Genomic DNA, 15,708 nt, shown 5'->3' with positions numbered 1-15,708 from the left:
TTCAAGGTGGACACGGCCTATGCCGATACCACACTGATCACCAAGCCGGGCGGTCTGACAACTCAACCCACGACCGGTGTGCCATCGTCGCAGTCCGGCCCGACCACGGCGCCGGGTGAACAACCAACACAACCGCCTGTTGGCTACGCCCCAACCGTCCCCTTCGTACCCAGCGTTCCGCCAGCGCCTGTGCGCAAGTCACAGCCGGCTGCCGTGCCGTTCGACGAGCAGCCCACGCTGGCGGCGGCCACCCGCTTGAGCGCCGACGCCCTGCCGCCTCACACCTCGGCGCCCTCGGGCGACAGTTGGCTGCGATCGAGCAATGACTTCATGCCCAGCGCCTTCTTTGCCGTGGAAGTGCACGAGGCTCTAAGCTCCAATCCCCTGTTCGATCAGGCGGTGATGGACTTCGCCAACGGTGATGATGTCGCCGCCGAGTCGGCCTTGCGCGACGCCATTTCCAACTCGCAAGATCTGGGTTCCGAGAAAGAGCTCTGGCTGGCGCTGTTTGACCTGTTCCGCGCCTCGGGTCAGATCGACAAGTTCGAGGCCCTTGTGGCCGATTTCGTCAGCCGCTTCCAGACCTCGGCGCCGATGGCCGAAGACGGCCTGCCCGCCCCAGCCGCGGCAGCCGCGCCAGCGCCAAACAACTTCAAGCCCTCGCTGGCATTTTCTGCATCGGTCGATGCGGTCCAGGCCGAGCGTTTGCGCAAACTGCTGCTCAACGCGCCGTCGGCCCTTGAATTGAGCTTCGAGGAAGTGCGCACCATCACGCCAACCGCCTTGCCCACGCTGGTGGAGTCGCTGAAAACAATCAATAACGCCGTCTGCACGGTCACCCTGCACGGTGCGGATGCGCTGCTGTCTCTTTGTCAGGCGCAGGCGCCCGCCATGCAGCGTGAGGCCGATCCGCAATGGTGGGCCTTGCGTCTGGAGTTGCTGCGCCTGGTCAACCAGCAGGACGATTTCGACGCCATCGCGCTCGACTACTGCGTGACCTACGAAATCTCGCCCCCCACCTGGGAGGCCAGCCGCGCCAAGGTCGAACTCGTCGGCGTGGACGACAATGCAGCGCCTTCGGCAACAACAGCCCCGGCCGAATTCCAGAACTCCGGGGTCAGTCCGAATTCCGTGTTAGGCAATGGCGGCTCGCGCTCGGCGCAGTTGCATCTCAGTGGCGAGATACTCGGCAGTTCCAGCGCCTTCCTGGGCCCGCTGGAGCAGGCGGCCAAAGAGCATGAACAGATGAGCATTTCACTGCGCCAGTTGCGCCGTATCGATTTTTCGAGCGCAGGCGCCCTGCTCAACTGGGCCATGATGCAACACGATCTGGGCAAGACCCTGCAGTTCACCGGCGTACACCGGCTGATCGCCGGCCTGTTCAGCATCCTCGGTTTGCACGAACACGCCCTCATCCAACTGCGGCGCGACTGAACAGCGGCGCTCTGGGGCCGTGTTCATGGGGGATGCGTCACGCTCCCCCTTGAGTTTTCCCCTCTCATCCTTACATCCCTGCATGGACCAATATCACGGCACCACCATACTCAGCGTGCGCCGCGGCGCCACCGTTGCCCTGGGCGGCGACGGGCAGGTGACGCTTGGCAACATCGTCGTTAAATCCACTGCGCGAAAAGTGCGCAGGCTCTACAACAACCAGATTCTGGCCGGTTTTGCCGGGGGAACGGCCGATGCTTTCACGCTGTTCGAGCGCTTCGAAGCCAAGCTGGAGAAGCACCAGGGGCAATTGCTGCGCAGCGCGGTCGAACTGGCCAAAGACTGGCGCACCGACCGCATGCTGCGCCGCCTGGAAGCGATGCTCTCGGTGGCCGATGCCGAGCACTCGCTCATCATCACGGGCAACGGCGATGTGCTCGAACCCGAATACGGCATCGTCGCCATTGGTTCCGGCGGCGCCTATGCCCAGTCGGCCGCCCGAGCCTTGCTGGAACACACCACGCTGAGCCCGCGCGAGATCGTCGCCCAATCGCTGAAGATTGCGGGCGACATCTGCATCTACACCAACCAGTCGCACACCATCGAAACACTGGGTGAGTAAGACCATGAACATGACTCCCCGCGAAATCGTCTCCGAGCTCGACCGTTTTGTCATCGGCCAGACCAAGGCCAAGCAGGCAGTGGCCATCGCCCTGCGCAACCGCTGGCGCCGCCAGCAGGTAGCCGAGCCGCTGCGGCACGAAATCACCCCGAAAAACATTCTGATGATCGGCCCCACCGGCGTGGGCAAGACGGAGATTGCTCGCCGACTGGCCAAGCTGGCCGACGCGCCCTTTATCAAAATCGAGGCCACCAAGTTCACCGAAGTGGGCTACGTCGGGCGCGATGTGGACACCATCATCCGCGACCTGATGGAAGCAGCCGTGAAGCTGGCGCGCGAAACCGCCATGCGCCAGCAACGCACCCGAGCCGAAGACCGCGCTGAAGACCGCATTCTCGACGTTCTGCTGCCCGCACCGGCAGATTCCAGCGGTCACACCACGTCGGTCACCGAGACCAATCCCACGCGCCAAATGTTGCGCAAGCGCCTGCGCGAGGGCCAGCTCGATGACAAGGAAATCGAGATCGATCTCGCCGTGCATCCGGCCAGCGTGGACATCATGGGCCCGCCCGGCATGGAGGACATGACCGAGCAGATCCGCTCAATGTTCGCCAATATGGGCCAGACGCGCAGCAAGACGCGCAAGGTGACGGTGCGCGAAGCGCAGAAGCTGCTGATCGACGAAGAGGCCGCCAAACTGGTGAACGAAGACGAGATCAAGGCCGGCGCGCTGCGCGCGGTGGAGCAGAACGGTATCGTGTTCCTCGACGAGATCGACAAGGTCGCCTCGCGCAGCGATACACAGGGCGCCGATGTGTCGCGCCAGGGCGTGCAGCGCGATCTGCTGCCGCTGGTCGAAGGCACGACGGTGAGCACCAAATACGGCATGGTGCGCACCGATCACATCTTGTTCATCGCCAGCGGCGCGTTTCACGTCGCCAAGCCTTCTGACCTGATTCCCGAGCTGCAGGGCCGCTTCCCCATTCGGGTCGAACTGGAATCGCTCTCAGTTGCCGATTTCGAGGCCATTCTCACCAGCACCGACGCCAGCCTCACCAAGCAGTACGCCGCGTTGCTGGCCACCGACGGCGTGCAGGTCGAGTTCACCGCTGACGGTATTCGCCGCATGGCAGAAGTGGCGTTTCAGGTGAACGAAAAAACCGAGAACATCGGCGCGCGGCGGCTGCACACGGTGATGGAGCGGCTGCTCGAAGAGGTGTCGTTTCACGCCGATGGGGCGCAGCACAGCACCGTGAAAGTCGATGCGGCGATGGTCAACGAACGTCTGGGCGACATCGCCCGCGACGAAGATCTGTCGCGCTACGTGCTTTGATCCGTCTGCGGCGGCTGCGCGTTCCCAGCGATGCACAGCAGGCCTTCGAACACCAGATGTTCGACATGCTGATGCGGCAAACCCAGCGCATCGCGTAGCTTGGGCGCCGCGCCGCCGGTCAGCAGCACAACCACCTCGCCGGCTTCCCGCGCCTGCAGTCGCGCATGCATCTGCCGCGCAGCCCCAGCAATGGCCAAGGCGCCGCCAGTCATCAAGGCATCGCTGGTATTGGTCGGAAATTCCGCGATGTCGCCTTCGGGCACGCGCAGCCCTGCCGTGCCCATCTCCAGCGCCTTGAGCATCAACCCAAAGCCGGGCAGGATGATGCCGCCGATGAACACCCCTTCGCGGCTGAGGCAATCGACAGTGACGGCCGTACCCACGCTGATGACCATCGCCGCCTGATCGGGCGCGCGCTGGCGCGCGCCCAGTTGCGCCGCCCAACGATCCGCCCCCAGCAATGAGGGCACGGCATAGCTGTTGCGCAGTCCGCATTGTTCAGCCTGCGCGCTGATCCAGTTGCAGCGCAGCCCTAGCGCATCAAGCTCGGCACATACCCGCGCGGTGACCACCGCACCGGCCACGGCACAACCGATCACCCGCTCGGCGCGGGGCTGTGCCGCCAGCACGCGGCTGAGTTGATCGACCTCTTCCAGCAGCATGGCCCCGCCGGCGAGCAACTCCGCGTTGCGTTGCGGGCGCGCATAGAGCCCCCATTTCAGCCGAGTATTGCCAACATCGAGAACGAGAAGATGCATCCGGGTAGCGCGTCAGGAATTGAGGTTTTCTAAACCATAGCAGAGCAAACCCGCGAATCTGCTGCCAGGGCTGCGCGGGCGCATCAGCGCAATTTGGCCCCATCTTCTGCCGCGAGTTCCCGATCCCGAAGGCCCTTGGCATCCAGGGTACCGAACCCGTTGAAGTAGGCATTGAGCAAAAACGCCACCACGGCGGTGAGCAGAATGCCGCTATGCAGCATGGGCGCAAGAACTTCGGGGAAGTGGATGAAAAATTGCGGCGCCACCAGAGGAATCATGCCAAAACCAATGCCCAGTGCGACGATGAGCAGGTTGTTGCGATTGTTCTTGTAATCAACCTCGCTGAGGATACGGATGCCCGTGGCCGCCACCATGCCGAACATGGCGATACCGGTGCCGCCCAGCACAGGCTGGGGGATAGCCGCCACCAGCGCGCCCAGTTTGGGCATCAGCCCAAGCAGCAGCATGATGACGCCGCCGGTCACTGTCACCCAGCGGCTGCGCACTCCGGTCATGCCCACCAGGCCGATGTTCTGCGAAAACGAAGTAGTAGGAAAGGTGTTGAACATCCCGGCCAGGATGGTGCCCAAGGCATCGACCCGCAGACCGCGCCCCAGCTCGGTGCGACCCACCTTCCGCCCGACAATGTCGCCCAGCGCGAAGAACATGCCGGCCGACTCGACGAACACCACCAGTTCCACCACGCACAGGGTCACGATCGGGCCGATGGCGAATTGCGGCGCACCAAACTGAAACGGCATGACCAGATGGAAAGCATCGGCCTTGGCGACCTGATCGAAATGCATCAGCCCCAGCAAGGCGGCCGCCACGCTGCCAAGCACCAGACCGATCAGCACCGAAATGTTTTTCAGGAAATTGCGGCCGAATTTGCTGATGAACAGAATGACCACCAGAACGAACAGGGCGATGCCCAGGTTTTCCATCGAGGCATAAGCCGGGTTGGGCACCAGGCTACCTGCGGCCGCGTGCGGTGAGGTATCGGCAATCATGGGTTTGAGCCACGCCCCACCGACAGCCCACTGAATGCCGACCTGCATGAGCGAGATGCCGATGATGGTGATGACCGAGCCGGTGACCACAGGCGGAAACATACCCATCAGGCGGCAGGCAAAAGGCACGATCAGCAGCCCGAATACGCCTGCGGCGATGATGGCGCCGAAGATGTCCTGCAGGCCCATGCCGGGCGTGGTGGCGATGGCGATCATCGGCGTGACCGAGGCGAAGGTCATGCCCATCATCACCGGCATGCGAATGCCGAACCAGGGCGTGAGCCCGAGCGACTGAATGACGCTGGTCACCCCGCAGATGAACAGGTCGGCAGTGATCAACAAGGCGATCTGCTCCACCGGCAGCTTCAGCGCCGAGCCGATGATCAGCGGCACCGCCACGGCGCCCGCGTACATCACCAGCACATGCTGGATGCCCAGCGCCACCAGCTTGCCAGCGGGCAAAACTTCATCAACCGGATGCGGCGCGTTTTCAGATACCGCCGGCGCGATGGCTGGGTTCATGGAGGTCTCCTGTTGACTGTTTTGTGTCGTGGCGAACGTCGTCGCGATGTCTCAGGGCTTGGCGCCGTCTTTGATCCACTGACCGATTTCGGCGCGCTCCAGATCGGTCATCTGCGTAGCGTTGTTCAGCGGCATGGCCTTGAGCACCACCACCTGCTGATAAATCGCCTGCGCGTGGCTAACGATGTCCGGCGCCGAATCCAGACGCACCCCTTTACTGGCCGCCGCACCGGAGTGACACAACAGGCAGCGCTCCTGCACGATGTGCTGCACCTGCGCGAACGTGACCGGTTTCGCGTTGGCCAACGAGGGCTGCGGCTTGGGCGCGAGCGCTACGGCCACGGCCAAAATGAGGCCGCCACCCACGATCCAGTATTGCCACTTCCAGGTGCCTTTGTGTTTGAGCACGAAGAATTGGCGGATGAGCGCGCCGGCCAGCATCATCAGCACCAGCACCAGCCAGTTGTTCGGCGCGTCGTACACGAAGCTGTAATGGTTGGACAGCATGGCGAACAGCACCGGCAGGGTGAAGTAGGTGTTGTGCACGCTGCGCTGCTTGCCGCGCTTGCCGTCCATCGGGTCGGGCGTCTGCCCGGCGCGCATGGCCGCCACTACCCGGCGCTGACCGGGGATGATCCAGAAAAACACATTGGCACTCATCGAGGAGCCGAGCATGGCGCCGATGATCAGAAACGCCGCCCGCCCGGCAAACAAATGGCAGGCCAGCCAGGCCGCAATGACCACATACGCCGCGACCAGAATGCCCACGGTGAGGTCGCCATTTTTGCCTTGGCCGAACACGCGGCAAATGCCGTCATAGACCAACCAGCCGACAACCAGAAAGCCCAGCATGGCTGCCACCGCGTACCCCGGCGAACTCCAGGCAAACACCCGCGGATCGACGATGAAAATGCCAGCGTGATAGAAGTAAAGCACGCAGAGCAGTGCAAACCCTGAGAGCCAGGTGGAATAGCTCTCCCAATAAAACCAGTGCAGATGCTGTGGCAGGTTCTTCGGTGCGACCATGTATTTCTGCGGGTTGTAGAAGCCCCCGCCATGCACCGCCCACAGTTCCCCATCCACGCCTCTGGCTTTCAGTTCCGGATCGTTGGGCTTCTCCAGACTGTTGTCGAGCCAGACGAAGTAAAACGAAGAACCGATCCAGGCAATCGCCACAATGACGTGCAGCCAGCGCAGCAGCAGATCGGCCCAGTTCATGGCGTAGGGCAGGATGGTGGTCATCAAGTCGCTCATCATGACGTCTCCTAAAAGGTCATATGAAGTCGACTTTCGCCACTGCAGGCCCTGCGAAAGTCTGTCGGATCGCGTGCCATCTTCAATGGCGCACCGCGCTGCGGCGATCCTGGTTCAAGCGGCGGCTGTATCAACTACCGCGATAAGTCGAATAACTCCAGGGCGACACCAGCAAGGGCACGTGATAGTGCTGCTGCGCATCGGCTACGCCGAACTCCAGGGGAATCTGATCGAGAAACGGAGGCTCTTGCAAGACCAGGCCGAGCGCCCTGAAATAAGCGCCGACCTGGAACACCAGCCGGTATCTTCCGGGATGCAGATCGGCGCCTTGCAGCAGCGGCGCATCGCAACGCCCGTCGGCATTGGTCTGCACGGAACGCAACAGCACCCACTCTGAGCGCCCCCAGGGCCGGGCTACGCCCAGCCCGCCCCCCGTGGGGGTCAAGGAAACTTGGGACGGCCCGGCGTTTCCTTGAGAGCCTTGCTCGGCGTACAGATCAATCTGCACGGCAGCGGCCGGCCGTCCATGCGCGGTGTCGAGAATGTGTGTGGTCAAGGCGCCCATTGTGGTCATCGATCCATTCGTTGATTTTGGCCTACACTTTTTGCATACAATTGAAATTTAAGTTGTATGCTATTGCAAGTCAAACAGAATCACAACAATGCAAGTGAACACGCCCTGGAGATAGCAAACACCGTGCCGGAAAACATCGCAAGGAGTGAAACCATGACTGCAAGCCGCAAAAAAATCTCGAAGGCCCAACAAGCCCCTGCTGGGACGATAGTGAGTGCGGTGGCTGCAGCCGAAAGCCCGCTGGCCGACTCGACGCAGACCATCGTCGCGGCCATCACCGCAGCCATCATCGAACACCGTCTGGCGCCCGGCGCCAAGCTCACCGAGCAGAAGATTGCGGCGATCTACGGGGTTTCGCGCACCATCGTGCGGCAAGCCTTGTTTCAGCTCGCGCGCGATCATCTGGTCACGCTGGAGCCCGCGCGGGGCGCTTTCGTCTCGCAGCCTTCGGTGGAAGAGGCGCAGCAGGTGTTCGCGGTGCGTCGCATGCTTGAGCAGCATCTGATCGAGGCGTTTTGCGAGCAGGCCGTGCCGAGCGATTTCCGCGCCCTGCGAGCCCACCTCAAGCAGGAACAGGCCGTGGTCAGCCGGGTGGATGTGACGGGCCGCACCCGGCTGCTGGGCGATTTCCATGTGCTGATGGCCGAGCGCATCGGCAACCATGTGCTGGCGCAGATTCTGTCGGAGCTGATCTCGCGCTGCGCCCTCATCACGCTCATGTACCAATCGTCGCGCGCGGCGCAGCACTCGTCCGACGAACACGTCGACATCCTCAAGGCCCTGGAGGCGCGCGACGTTGCCAAGGCCAAGGCGCTGATGGAAGCCCATCTGCTGGCCACTGAAAGCAGCCTGCTCTATCACCCGAGAACCAGCAGCGCCGATCTCGCCCAGGTGTTGGGTAATTACGCGGCTTGAGAGGGTGTGAACAAATCCGCCGAACCGAGTTCATCATGTCCACCCCACCCTATCCCCGCGATCTCGTCGGCTACGGCCGCAACCCGCCCCAGGCCAACTGGCCGGGCAAGGCCCGCGTGGCGCTGCAGTTCGTGCTCAATGTCGAAGAGGGCGGCGAGAACTGCGTGCTGCATGGCGACGCGGGCAGCGAGCAGTTCCTCTCCGAACTGTTCAATCCCGCCGCCTACCCGGCGCGGCACCTCAGCATGGAGAGCATTTACGAATACGGATCGCGCGTCGGCGTGTGGCGCATCCTGCGCGAGTTCGAGCGCCGCGGCTTGCCGCTGACGGTCTTCGGCGTGGGCATGGCCTTGCAACGCACACCCGATCTGGCCCGCGCCTGCGTGGAACTCGGCCATGAAATCGCCTGTCACGGCTGGCGCTGGATTCACTATCAAAACCTCGACGAAGCCACCGAACGCGAGCACATGCGGCTGGGCATGGAGGCGATTGAAGCTCTCTGCGGCGAGCGTCCGCTGGGCTGGTACACCGGCCGCGACAGTCCCAACACCCGCCGCCTGGTGGCCGACTTCGGCGGCTTCGCCTACGACAGCGACTATTACGGCGACGACCTGCCGTTCTGGCTGCAGGTGCGCAAGACCGACGACAGCCTTGCGCCCCATCTGGTCGTGCCCTACACCCTCGACAGCAACGACATGCGCTTCGCTCTGCCCCAGGGTTTCGCGCAGGCCGAAGACTTCTACATCTACCTACGCGACAGCTTCGACGCGCTCTACGCCGAAGGTGAAGACCGCCCGAAAATGCTCAGCATCGGCATGCACGCGCGCCTGCTGGGCAGGCCCGGCCGCATCCGCGCGTTGCAGCGCTTTCTCGACCATGTGCAGCGCCACGACCGGGTGTGGATCGCGCGCCGCATCGACATTGCACACCACTGGCGCGCCGAGCATCCCTTCGATGCGGCCACCGCTTTTGTCTGGGAGTGATCATGCCTACTCTGGCTGAACTCAACGCCGCGTCGGCGCCGGCTTTCACCGACCTGCTCGACGGCGTTTATGAACACTCGCCCTGGATTGCCGCGCGCACTTGGGCGGCCCGCCCCTTTGCCACCCTGGCCGCGCTCAAGGCGGCGCTGGTGCAGACGGTGCGCCAGGCCAGCCGCGATGAACAGCTCGGGCTGATTCGCGCCCACCCGGAGTTGGCGGGCAAGGCGGCCGTGGCGGGCCAGCTCACGGCCGAATCCACGGATGAACAATCGCGCGCCGGGCTGTCGCATTGCACCCCCGAAGAGTTCACCCGCATCAACGCGCTGAATGCCGAGTACACCGCGCGCTTTGGCTGGCCGTTCATCCTCGCGGTGCGCGGGCCGCGCGGCGCCGGGCTGAGCCGGGCGCAGATCATCGCCACGCTGGAACGCCGCATCGACAACCCGCCGGACTTCGAATTTGCCGAAGCCCTGCGCCAGATCCACCGCATCGCCGAACTGCGGCTGAACGACAAATTCGGCTTCGTGCCGGAACAAGGCAACCGCGTGTGGGACTGGTGTGAACACCTCGCCACGCACAGCGAACCGGCATGGAAAGAACGCGGCGAACTCACCACCACCTACCTCACCGACGCGCATCGCGCCGCAGCCGCCGAGATCGCCGCCACCATGCGCGAATGCGGGTTCGACACGGTGAACTTCGACGCCGTCGGCAATGTGGTCGGCGTCTACCAGGGCAGCGCCCCCGCAGCCCCGCGCCTGCTCACTGGCAGCCACTACGACACCGTGCGCAACGCCGGCAAGTATGACGGCCGCATTGGCCACTTCATTCCCATGGCCTGCGTGCGCGCCATGCACCGCGAGGGTCGGCGCCTGCCCTTCGGCCTCGAAGTCGTGGCCTTCGCCGAAGAAGAAGGCCAGCGCTACAAGGCCACCTTCCTCGGATCGGGCGCGCTAACCGGGGCCTTCAACCCGGCCTGGCTCGACCAGCAAGACCGCGACGGCATCTCCATGCGCGACGCCATGCGACACGCCGGGCTGCCCGCCGACTTGCCCGCCATTGCGGCGCCGCGCCGCGACCCGGCGCGTTACCTCGGCTTCGTCGAAGTGCACATCGAACAGGGCCCGGTGCTGAACGCGCTGGACTTGCCGCTGGGCATCGTCACCTCGATCAACGCCAGCGTGCGCTGTGTGGGCGAGATCATCGGCATGGCCAGCCACGCCGGCACCACGCCGATGAACGCGCGCCGCGATGCCGCCTGCGCCGCCGCCGAGCTGGCGCTGTTTCTTGAGCGCCGCGCCGCGACCGATGGCGACAGCGTCGGCACCGTCGGCCTGCTTGAGGTGCCTGGCGGATCGATCAATGTGGTGCCCGGTCGCTGCCGCTTCAGCCTCGACATTCGCGCGCCCAACAATGCCCAGCGCGACGCCGTACTGACCGACACCCGCACCGAGCTGGCCGCCATTTGCGCACGCCGCAAGCTGCGCTTCACCCTCGAAGAAACCATGCGCGAGCAGGCTGCCACCAGCGACCCGGCGCTGCAACAACGCTGGGAGCGCGCGGTCGCCGCACTCGGCCTGCCGCTGCACCACCTGCCCAGCGGCGCCGGGCACGACGCCATGATGCTGCACACCGTCATGCCGCAGGCCATGCTGTTCGTGCGCGGCGAAAACGCCGGCATCAGCCACAACCCGCTCGAATCCAGCACGGCCGACGATCTCGACCTCGCCTGCGCCGCCTTCCAACATTTACTCGACACCCTCGCCGCATCATGACCGACACCACTCGCGACTCTACGACCTACGCCGCCCTCGACCATTGGGTCGATACCCACTTCGACGAACAGACCCGCATGCTGCAGGAACTGGTGCGCGTGCCCACCGACACCCCGCCGGGCAACAACGCCCCGCACGCCGAACGCACCGCGCAACTGCTGGCCGACTTCGGCATGACGGTCGAAAAAATCGCCGTTCCCTCCGAGGCCTGCAAGGAACAGGGCCTGGAGTCCATCACCAACCTCATCGTGCGGCGCGGCTATGGCTCCGGCGGCCCGGTCATCGCGCTCAATGCCCACGGTGACGTGGTGCCACCAGGCGAAGGCTGGACGCACGCCCCCTATGGCGGCGAGATCGAAGACGGCAAGCTCTACGGCCGCGCCGCCGCCGTGAGCAAATGCGACTTCACCACCTACACCTTCGCCGTGCGCGCCCTCGAGTCGCTGGGCGTGCCGCTCAAGGGCGGCGTCGAACTGCACTTCACTTACGACGAAGAATTCGGCGGCACCCTCGGCCCCGGCTGGCTGCTGGAGCATGGCCTCACCAAACCCGACCTGGAAATTGCCGCCGGCTTCAGCTATCAGGTGGTCAACGCCCACAACGGCTGCCTGCAGCTCGAAGTGACGGTGCACGGCGTCATGGCGCACGCCGCCATTCCGCACACTGGCGTGGACGCACTGCAGGGCGCCGTGGCCATTCTCAATGCGCTCTATGCGCAGAACGCGATCTACCGCAAGGTACATTCGCAGGTACAAGGCATCGACCACCCGTATCTCAACGTCGGACTGATCGAAGGAGGCACCAACACCAACGTAGTGCCCGGCAAGGTAGTGCTCAAACTTGACCGCCGCATGATTCCCGAAGAAGACCCGGCCATGGTCGAGGCCGAGTTGCGACGCGTGATCGAACAGGCCGCCGCCACGGTTCCCGGCATCACCGTGGACATTCGCCGCATGCTGCTGGCGCGTGCGCTCAAACCCATTCCCGGCTTCGAGCGCCTGGCCACGCCGCTACAGCACCATGCGCAAACCCTGTTCGGCGAACCCGTCCCGGTCATCGGCACCCCGCTCTACACCGATGTGCGGCTTTACGCCGAACACGACATTCCCGCCGTAATCTACGGCGCAGGCCCGCGCACCGTGCGCGAGAGCAATGCCAAACGCGCCGACGAACACATCGTGCTCGAAGACCTGCGCCGCGCCACGCAAGTCATCGCCCGCACCCTGTTCGATCTGCTGCGCTGAGTCGCCCTGACCGCAGGCGGTCGAGCCGCGCCAAGCTCTAAACTCCGCACAGTTTCGGACTCGTGCGAGGGATACCGCCATGCGCCCAGAGAGCTTGTTGTTCAAAACCGGAAAGGGACAGGACGAAATCGCCAGGCGGGCGGTGCTGCAATCGCGCGTCTTGCGCAATGTGCTGCTTCTGGTGGATGGCAAACGCGACGTGCAAACCCTGCGCGAGTTGATGCAGGCCATCTCCGCTCCCGAAGACGCGCTGGAGCAACTGCTCGCGCTCGAACTGATCGCCGCACCCGCAGTTCCCGAGCAGCCAGCCGCCGCGCCCACAGTTGAGGAGGAGGTTGACTCATTTCTGCATGACGACAACGAACTCCCCTCCGAACTGGCGCTTGAGATCCCCCACGCCCAGACCGCAAAGGTCAACACCCCTGCCGATTTTTCCAGTCTTTACGAGCAAGTCTATGGCCTGGTGAGCAGCCAGCTCGGCAGGATCAAGGCCTACGGACTGCAACTCAAAATCGAGCAATGCCAAACGCCCGACCAGTTGCTCGCCCTGCTCCCGGAGATCAAGGACGCACTGGCTTCCCGGCATGGCGAGCCCAAGGCCATCGCCCTGCTGCGCCAGCTCGGACGGTAGCGCTGCAAGTGCTCAGTGCGAACCCGAGCGACTCAGTGCGGCGCGAAGAACCATGCGCATACCGCGATCGACGCAACGATGCCCGCCAGATCCGCCGTCAGCGCGCAACCCACGGTATGGCGCACGCGCCTGATGCCCACCGCGCCGAAGTACACCGCCACCACGTAGAACGTCGTCTCGGTGCTGCCCTGCATCGTCGCGGCCAGCAGCGCCGGGTAGCTGTCCACGCCGTAATGCTGCATGGTCTCGATCAGCATGGCGCGCGCGGCACTGCCTGAAAACGGCTTGACCAGCGCCGTGGGCAGCGCGGCGACGAAATCGGTGTTCATGCCCAGCCCGTGTACCACCCAGCGGATGCCCTCCAGCGCATAGCCCAGCGCGCCCGAGGCGCGCAACACGCCTACTGCGCACAGCATGGCCACCAGATAGGGCAACAGGTCGCGCGCCACACCAAAACCGTCCTTCGCGCCTTCGATGAAGGCTTCATACACCGGCACCCGTTTGATCGCGCCCGCCAACAGGAAGGCGAGGATGACGCCGAACAGCACCAGATTGCCGGCCAGCGCCGAAATACTGGCCAGCGCCGCCGCGCTGAGCGTCGCCAGCCCCGCGAGCAGCGCGCCCAGCAGCAGCGCGCCGCCGCCCAGATAAGCCAGCGCCACCGGGTCCCAGAGTTTGAGTCGCTGCATCCATGCCACGCTGAGCAGCCCGGCCAGCGTGGACGCGCTGGTGGCGATGAGGATAGGCAGAAACACCAGCGTCGGGTCGGGCGCGCCCTGCTGCGCGCGGTACATGAAAATGCTCACCGGCAGTAGCGTCAATGACGAGGCATTGAGCACCAGAAACAGGATTTGCGCATTGCTCGCCGTGTCCTGACTGGGGTTGAGCGTTTGCAATTCGCGCATGGCACGCAGGCCGATGGGCGTGGCGGCGTTGTCCAGCCCCAGCACATTCGCGGCGAAGTTCAGAGTGATGAGCCCGATGGCCGGATGGCCTTGCGGCACTTCCGGCATCAGCCGCCGGAACAGCGGCCCCAGCGCCCGCGCCAGCACCTCCACCAGCCCCGCGCGTTCGGCGATGCGCAGCAAGCCCAGCCACAAGGTGAGCGTGCCGAACAGCAGCACCATGACGTCGACCGACAGCTTGGCCATGGCGAACAGGCTGTCGGTCATGGCGGCGAAAACCGCCGCATCGCCCAAGGCCCAGCGCGTCAGTGCCGCAACGGCAGCCACCAGAAAGAAGCCGAGCCAGAGACGGTTGAGCATCCGTTTTGCCGACGCCGCGCTTTCAGGCCCCTGCTTCGTCCAGCCGCGTCAAGGCTTGCGCTTGAACGACTTGCCGCCGGGTATCGGCGCGGCGCGGCGCTTGGACGCAGGCGACGCATCGCCCGACTCGAAACGTCGTGCGGGCGTACGGGTCGCCGGACGTTCCCGGCCGGTATCACGCACCGGCTCGGCCTTGGTGAGCTGCAGTTGGCGCCCACTCACCCAGGTTTTCTGCAGGGTGCGGAACACATCCTTGGGCATGCCTTCGGGCAGTTCGACGAAGCTGTGGTCGCCGCGAATGGCGATATTGCCGATGTGCTTGTTCTCCAGCCCCGCCTCGTTGGCGATGGCGCCGACCAGATTGCGCACCTCCACGCCATGATCGCGTCCGACCTCGACGCGGTAGGTCTCAAAACGCACGTCGCTGGCGGTATGCGGGCCTCGCGCGGTGCGCTCACTGTGCGCCGCATGTTCGGCAGACGCGGCCTCGCGCGGCGCCGAATGAGGCGCCGAATGGGGCGCCGAACGTGGGGCGGCATCGGCCGCTTCACGCGCCTGCATCAGGGTCTGGGTGAAATCGTCGAGATCGCGAGGCTTGGCGCGCTCACGCGGCGTGCGCGCCGCAGGCGCCTCCTCGCGTGATGCCCGCGCGGGGCGGGGGGCGCGCGGCTCGCGGCTCTCACGCGGTTCGCGCTCGCGGCGTGGCGCGCGGCCCTCCTCGCGGACATCGGCGCTGTACGCGGGTTCGCTGCCCGGGCGCATGAGCAGGGGCTTGTTGCCCTGCACCATACGCGCCAGCGCGGCGGCAATCTCAATCGCCGGAATGTCAAACTCCTGCTCGTAACGCTCGACCAGACGCTGGTAATCCTCCAACCCTTCCCGCTCGCGCGCTTCAGTGATGCGCTCCATGAAGCGGCTGATGCGGCTGTCGTTGACCGCTTCGGTGCTGGGCAACTGCATCTGCGTGATGGGCTGGCGCGTGGCCCGCTCGATGGCGCGAAGCAAATGCCGCTCGCGCGGGGTGACAAACAGAATGGCGTCGCCAGTGCGCCCCGCACGACCGGTGCGGCCGATGCGGTGCACATAGCTTTCGGTATCCGTCGGAATGTCGTAGTTCACCACATGGCTGATGCGCTCCACATCCAGCCCGCGCGCCGCCACATCGGTGGCCACGAGGATGTCGAGCTGCCCGTCCTTGAGCCGCTGCACCATGCGCTCGCGCAGCGCCTGCGGCACGTCGCCATTGAGCGCCGCTGCGGTGAATCCACGCGCTGCCAGCTTTTCCGCCAGCTCCTCGGTGGCCTGCTTGGTGCGGGCGAAGATGATCATGCCATCGAACGGCTCGACCTCCAGAATGCGGGTGAGCGCGTCGAGCTTGTGCAGGCCGC

The 15,708-nt window shown here is 64.6% G+C and carries 14 protein-coding genes; 8 read left to right on the top strand and 6 right to left on the bottom strand.

The window, feature by feature from the left end; genetic code table 11:
- The 3 genes from AC2VLV_RS06505 to hslU form a co-directional block, all read left to right on the top strand.
- Positions 1–1,434, top strand: a 1,434-nt coding sequence (locus AC2VLV_RS06505) for an STAS domain-containing protein (protein WP_486989196.1), incomplete at its 5' end; no start/stop codon positions are given.
- 82 nt (positions 1,435–1,516) lie between these two features.
- Positions 1,517–2,056: an ATP-dependent protease subunit HslV gene (hslV, locus tag AC2VLV_RS06500; RefSeq protein ID WP_486989195.1), complete on the top strand. Its 540-nt coding sequence runs from the start codon at positions 1,517–1,519 to the stop codon at positions 2,054–2,056.
- A gap of 4 nt (positions 2,057–2,060) precedes the next feature.
- Positions 2,061–3,389 carry an ATP-dependent protease ATPase subunit HslU gene (gene hslU, locus AC2VLV_RS06495; protein ID WP_486989194.1) on the top strand — a complete coding sequence of 443 codons (1,329 nt, stop codon included), beginning with the start codon at positions 2,061–2,063 and terminating at the stop codon, positions 3,387–3,389.
- Here hslU and AC2VLV_RS06490 read toward each other — a convergent pair.
- From AC2VLV_RS06490 to uraH, 4 genes are all read right to left on the bottom strand, one after another.
- Positions 3,377–4,147 (bottom strand): type III pantothenate kinase, encoded by a 771-nt coding sequence (locus AC2VLV_RS06490; RefSeq protein ID WP_486989193.1) that lies wholly within the window; start codon positions 4,145–4,147, stop codon positions 3,377–3,379. The genes hslU and AC2VLV_RS06490 overlap by 13 nt on opposite strands.
- An 83-nt stretch (positions 4,148–4,230) precedes the next feature.
- Positions 4,231–5,679: a nucleobase:cation symporter-2 family protein gene (locus AC2VLV_RS06485; protein ID WP_486989192.1), complete on the bottom strand. Its 1,449-nt coding sequence runs from the start codon at positions 5,677–5,679 to the stop codon at positions 4,231–4,233.
- Between the two features lie 51 nt (positions 5,680–5,730).
- Positions 5,731–6,936 carry a urate hydroxylase PuuD gene (locus AC2VLV_RS06480; RefSeq protein WP_486989191.1) on the bottom strand — a complete coding sequence of 402 codons (1,206 nt, stop codon included), beginning with the start codon at positions 6,934–6,936 and terminating at the stop codon, positions 5,731–5,733.
- A gap of 127 nt (positions 6,937–7,063) precedes the next feature.
- Positions 7,064–7,498 (bottom strand): hydroxyisourate hydrolase, encoded by a 435-nt coding sequence (gene uraH / locus AC2VLV_RS06475; protein ID WP_486989197.1) that lies wholly within the window; start codon positions 7,496–7,498, stop codon positions 7,064–7,066.
- Positions 7,499–7,660: 162 nt separating this feature from the next.
- On the opposite strand from uraH, the gene AC2VLV_RS06470 reads away from it, so the two are divergent.
- The 5 genes from AC2VLV_RS06470 (at position 7,661) to AC2VLV_RS06450 (ending at position 13,055) form a co-directional block, all read left to right on the top strand.
- Positions 7,661–8,422, top strand: coding sequence for a GntR family transcriptional regulator (locus AC2VLV_RS06470; protein ID WP_486989190.1), 762 nt, complete (start codon positions 7,661–7,663; stop codon positions 8,420–8,422).
- Positions 8,423–8,457: 35 nt separating this feature from the next.
- Positions 8,458–9,405, top strand: a complete 948-nt coding sequence (gene puuE / locus AC2VLV_RS06465) for an allantoinase PuuE (protein ID WP_486989189.1) — start codon at positions 8,458–8,460, stop codon at positions 9,403–9,405.
- Positions 9,406–9,407: 2 nt separating this feature from the next.
- Positions 9,408–11,180, top strand: a complete 1,773-nt coding sequence (uraD, locus tag AC2VLV_RS06460) for a 2-oxo-4-hydroxy-4-carboxy-5-ureidoimidazoline decarboxylase (RefSeq protein ID WP_486989188.1) — start codon at positions 9,408–9,410, stop codon at positions 11,178–11,180.
- The gene (locus AC2VLV_RS06455) at positions 11,177–12,424 is read left to right on the top strand and encodes a M20/M25/M40 family metallo-hydrolase (protein ID WP_486989187.1); all 1,248 of its coding nucleotides are present in this window, start codon (positions 11,177–11,179) and stop codon (positions 12,422–12,424) included. The genes uraD and AC2VLV_RS06455 overlap by 4 nt, the downstream gene beginning before the upstream one ends.
- A gap of 79 nt (positions 12,425–12,503) precedes the next feature.
- Positions 12,504–13,055 carry a hypothetical protein gene (locus AC2VLV_RS06450; protein WP_486989186.1) on the top strand — a complete coding sequence of 184 codons (552 nt, stop codon included), beginning with the start codon at positions 12,504–12,506 and terminating at the stop codon, positions 13,053–13,055.
- Positions 13,056–13,087: 32 nt separating this feature from the next.
- On the opposite strand, the gene AC2VLV_RS06445 is transcribed toward AC2VLV_RS06450, so the two are convergent.
- Positions 13,088–14,320, bottom strand: a complete 1,233-nt coding sequence (locus tag AC2VLV_RS06445; protein ID WP_486989185.1) for a nucleoside recognition domain-containing protein — start codon at positions 14,318–14,320, stop codon at positions 13,088–13,090.
- A gap of 48 nt (positions 14,321–14,368) precedes the next feature.
- Positions 14,369–15,708 (bottom strand): helicase-related protein (locus AC2VLV_RS06440; protein ID WP_486989184.1); only part of this gene is annotated, 1,340 nt, incomplete at its 5' end.

The sequence above is a fragment of the Thiomonas sp. TH-17 genome (assembly GCF_057473305.1).
Note: the sequence above shows the minus strand (reverse complement) of the source record. Positions and strands in the feature narration are given on the sequence as shown.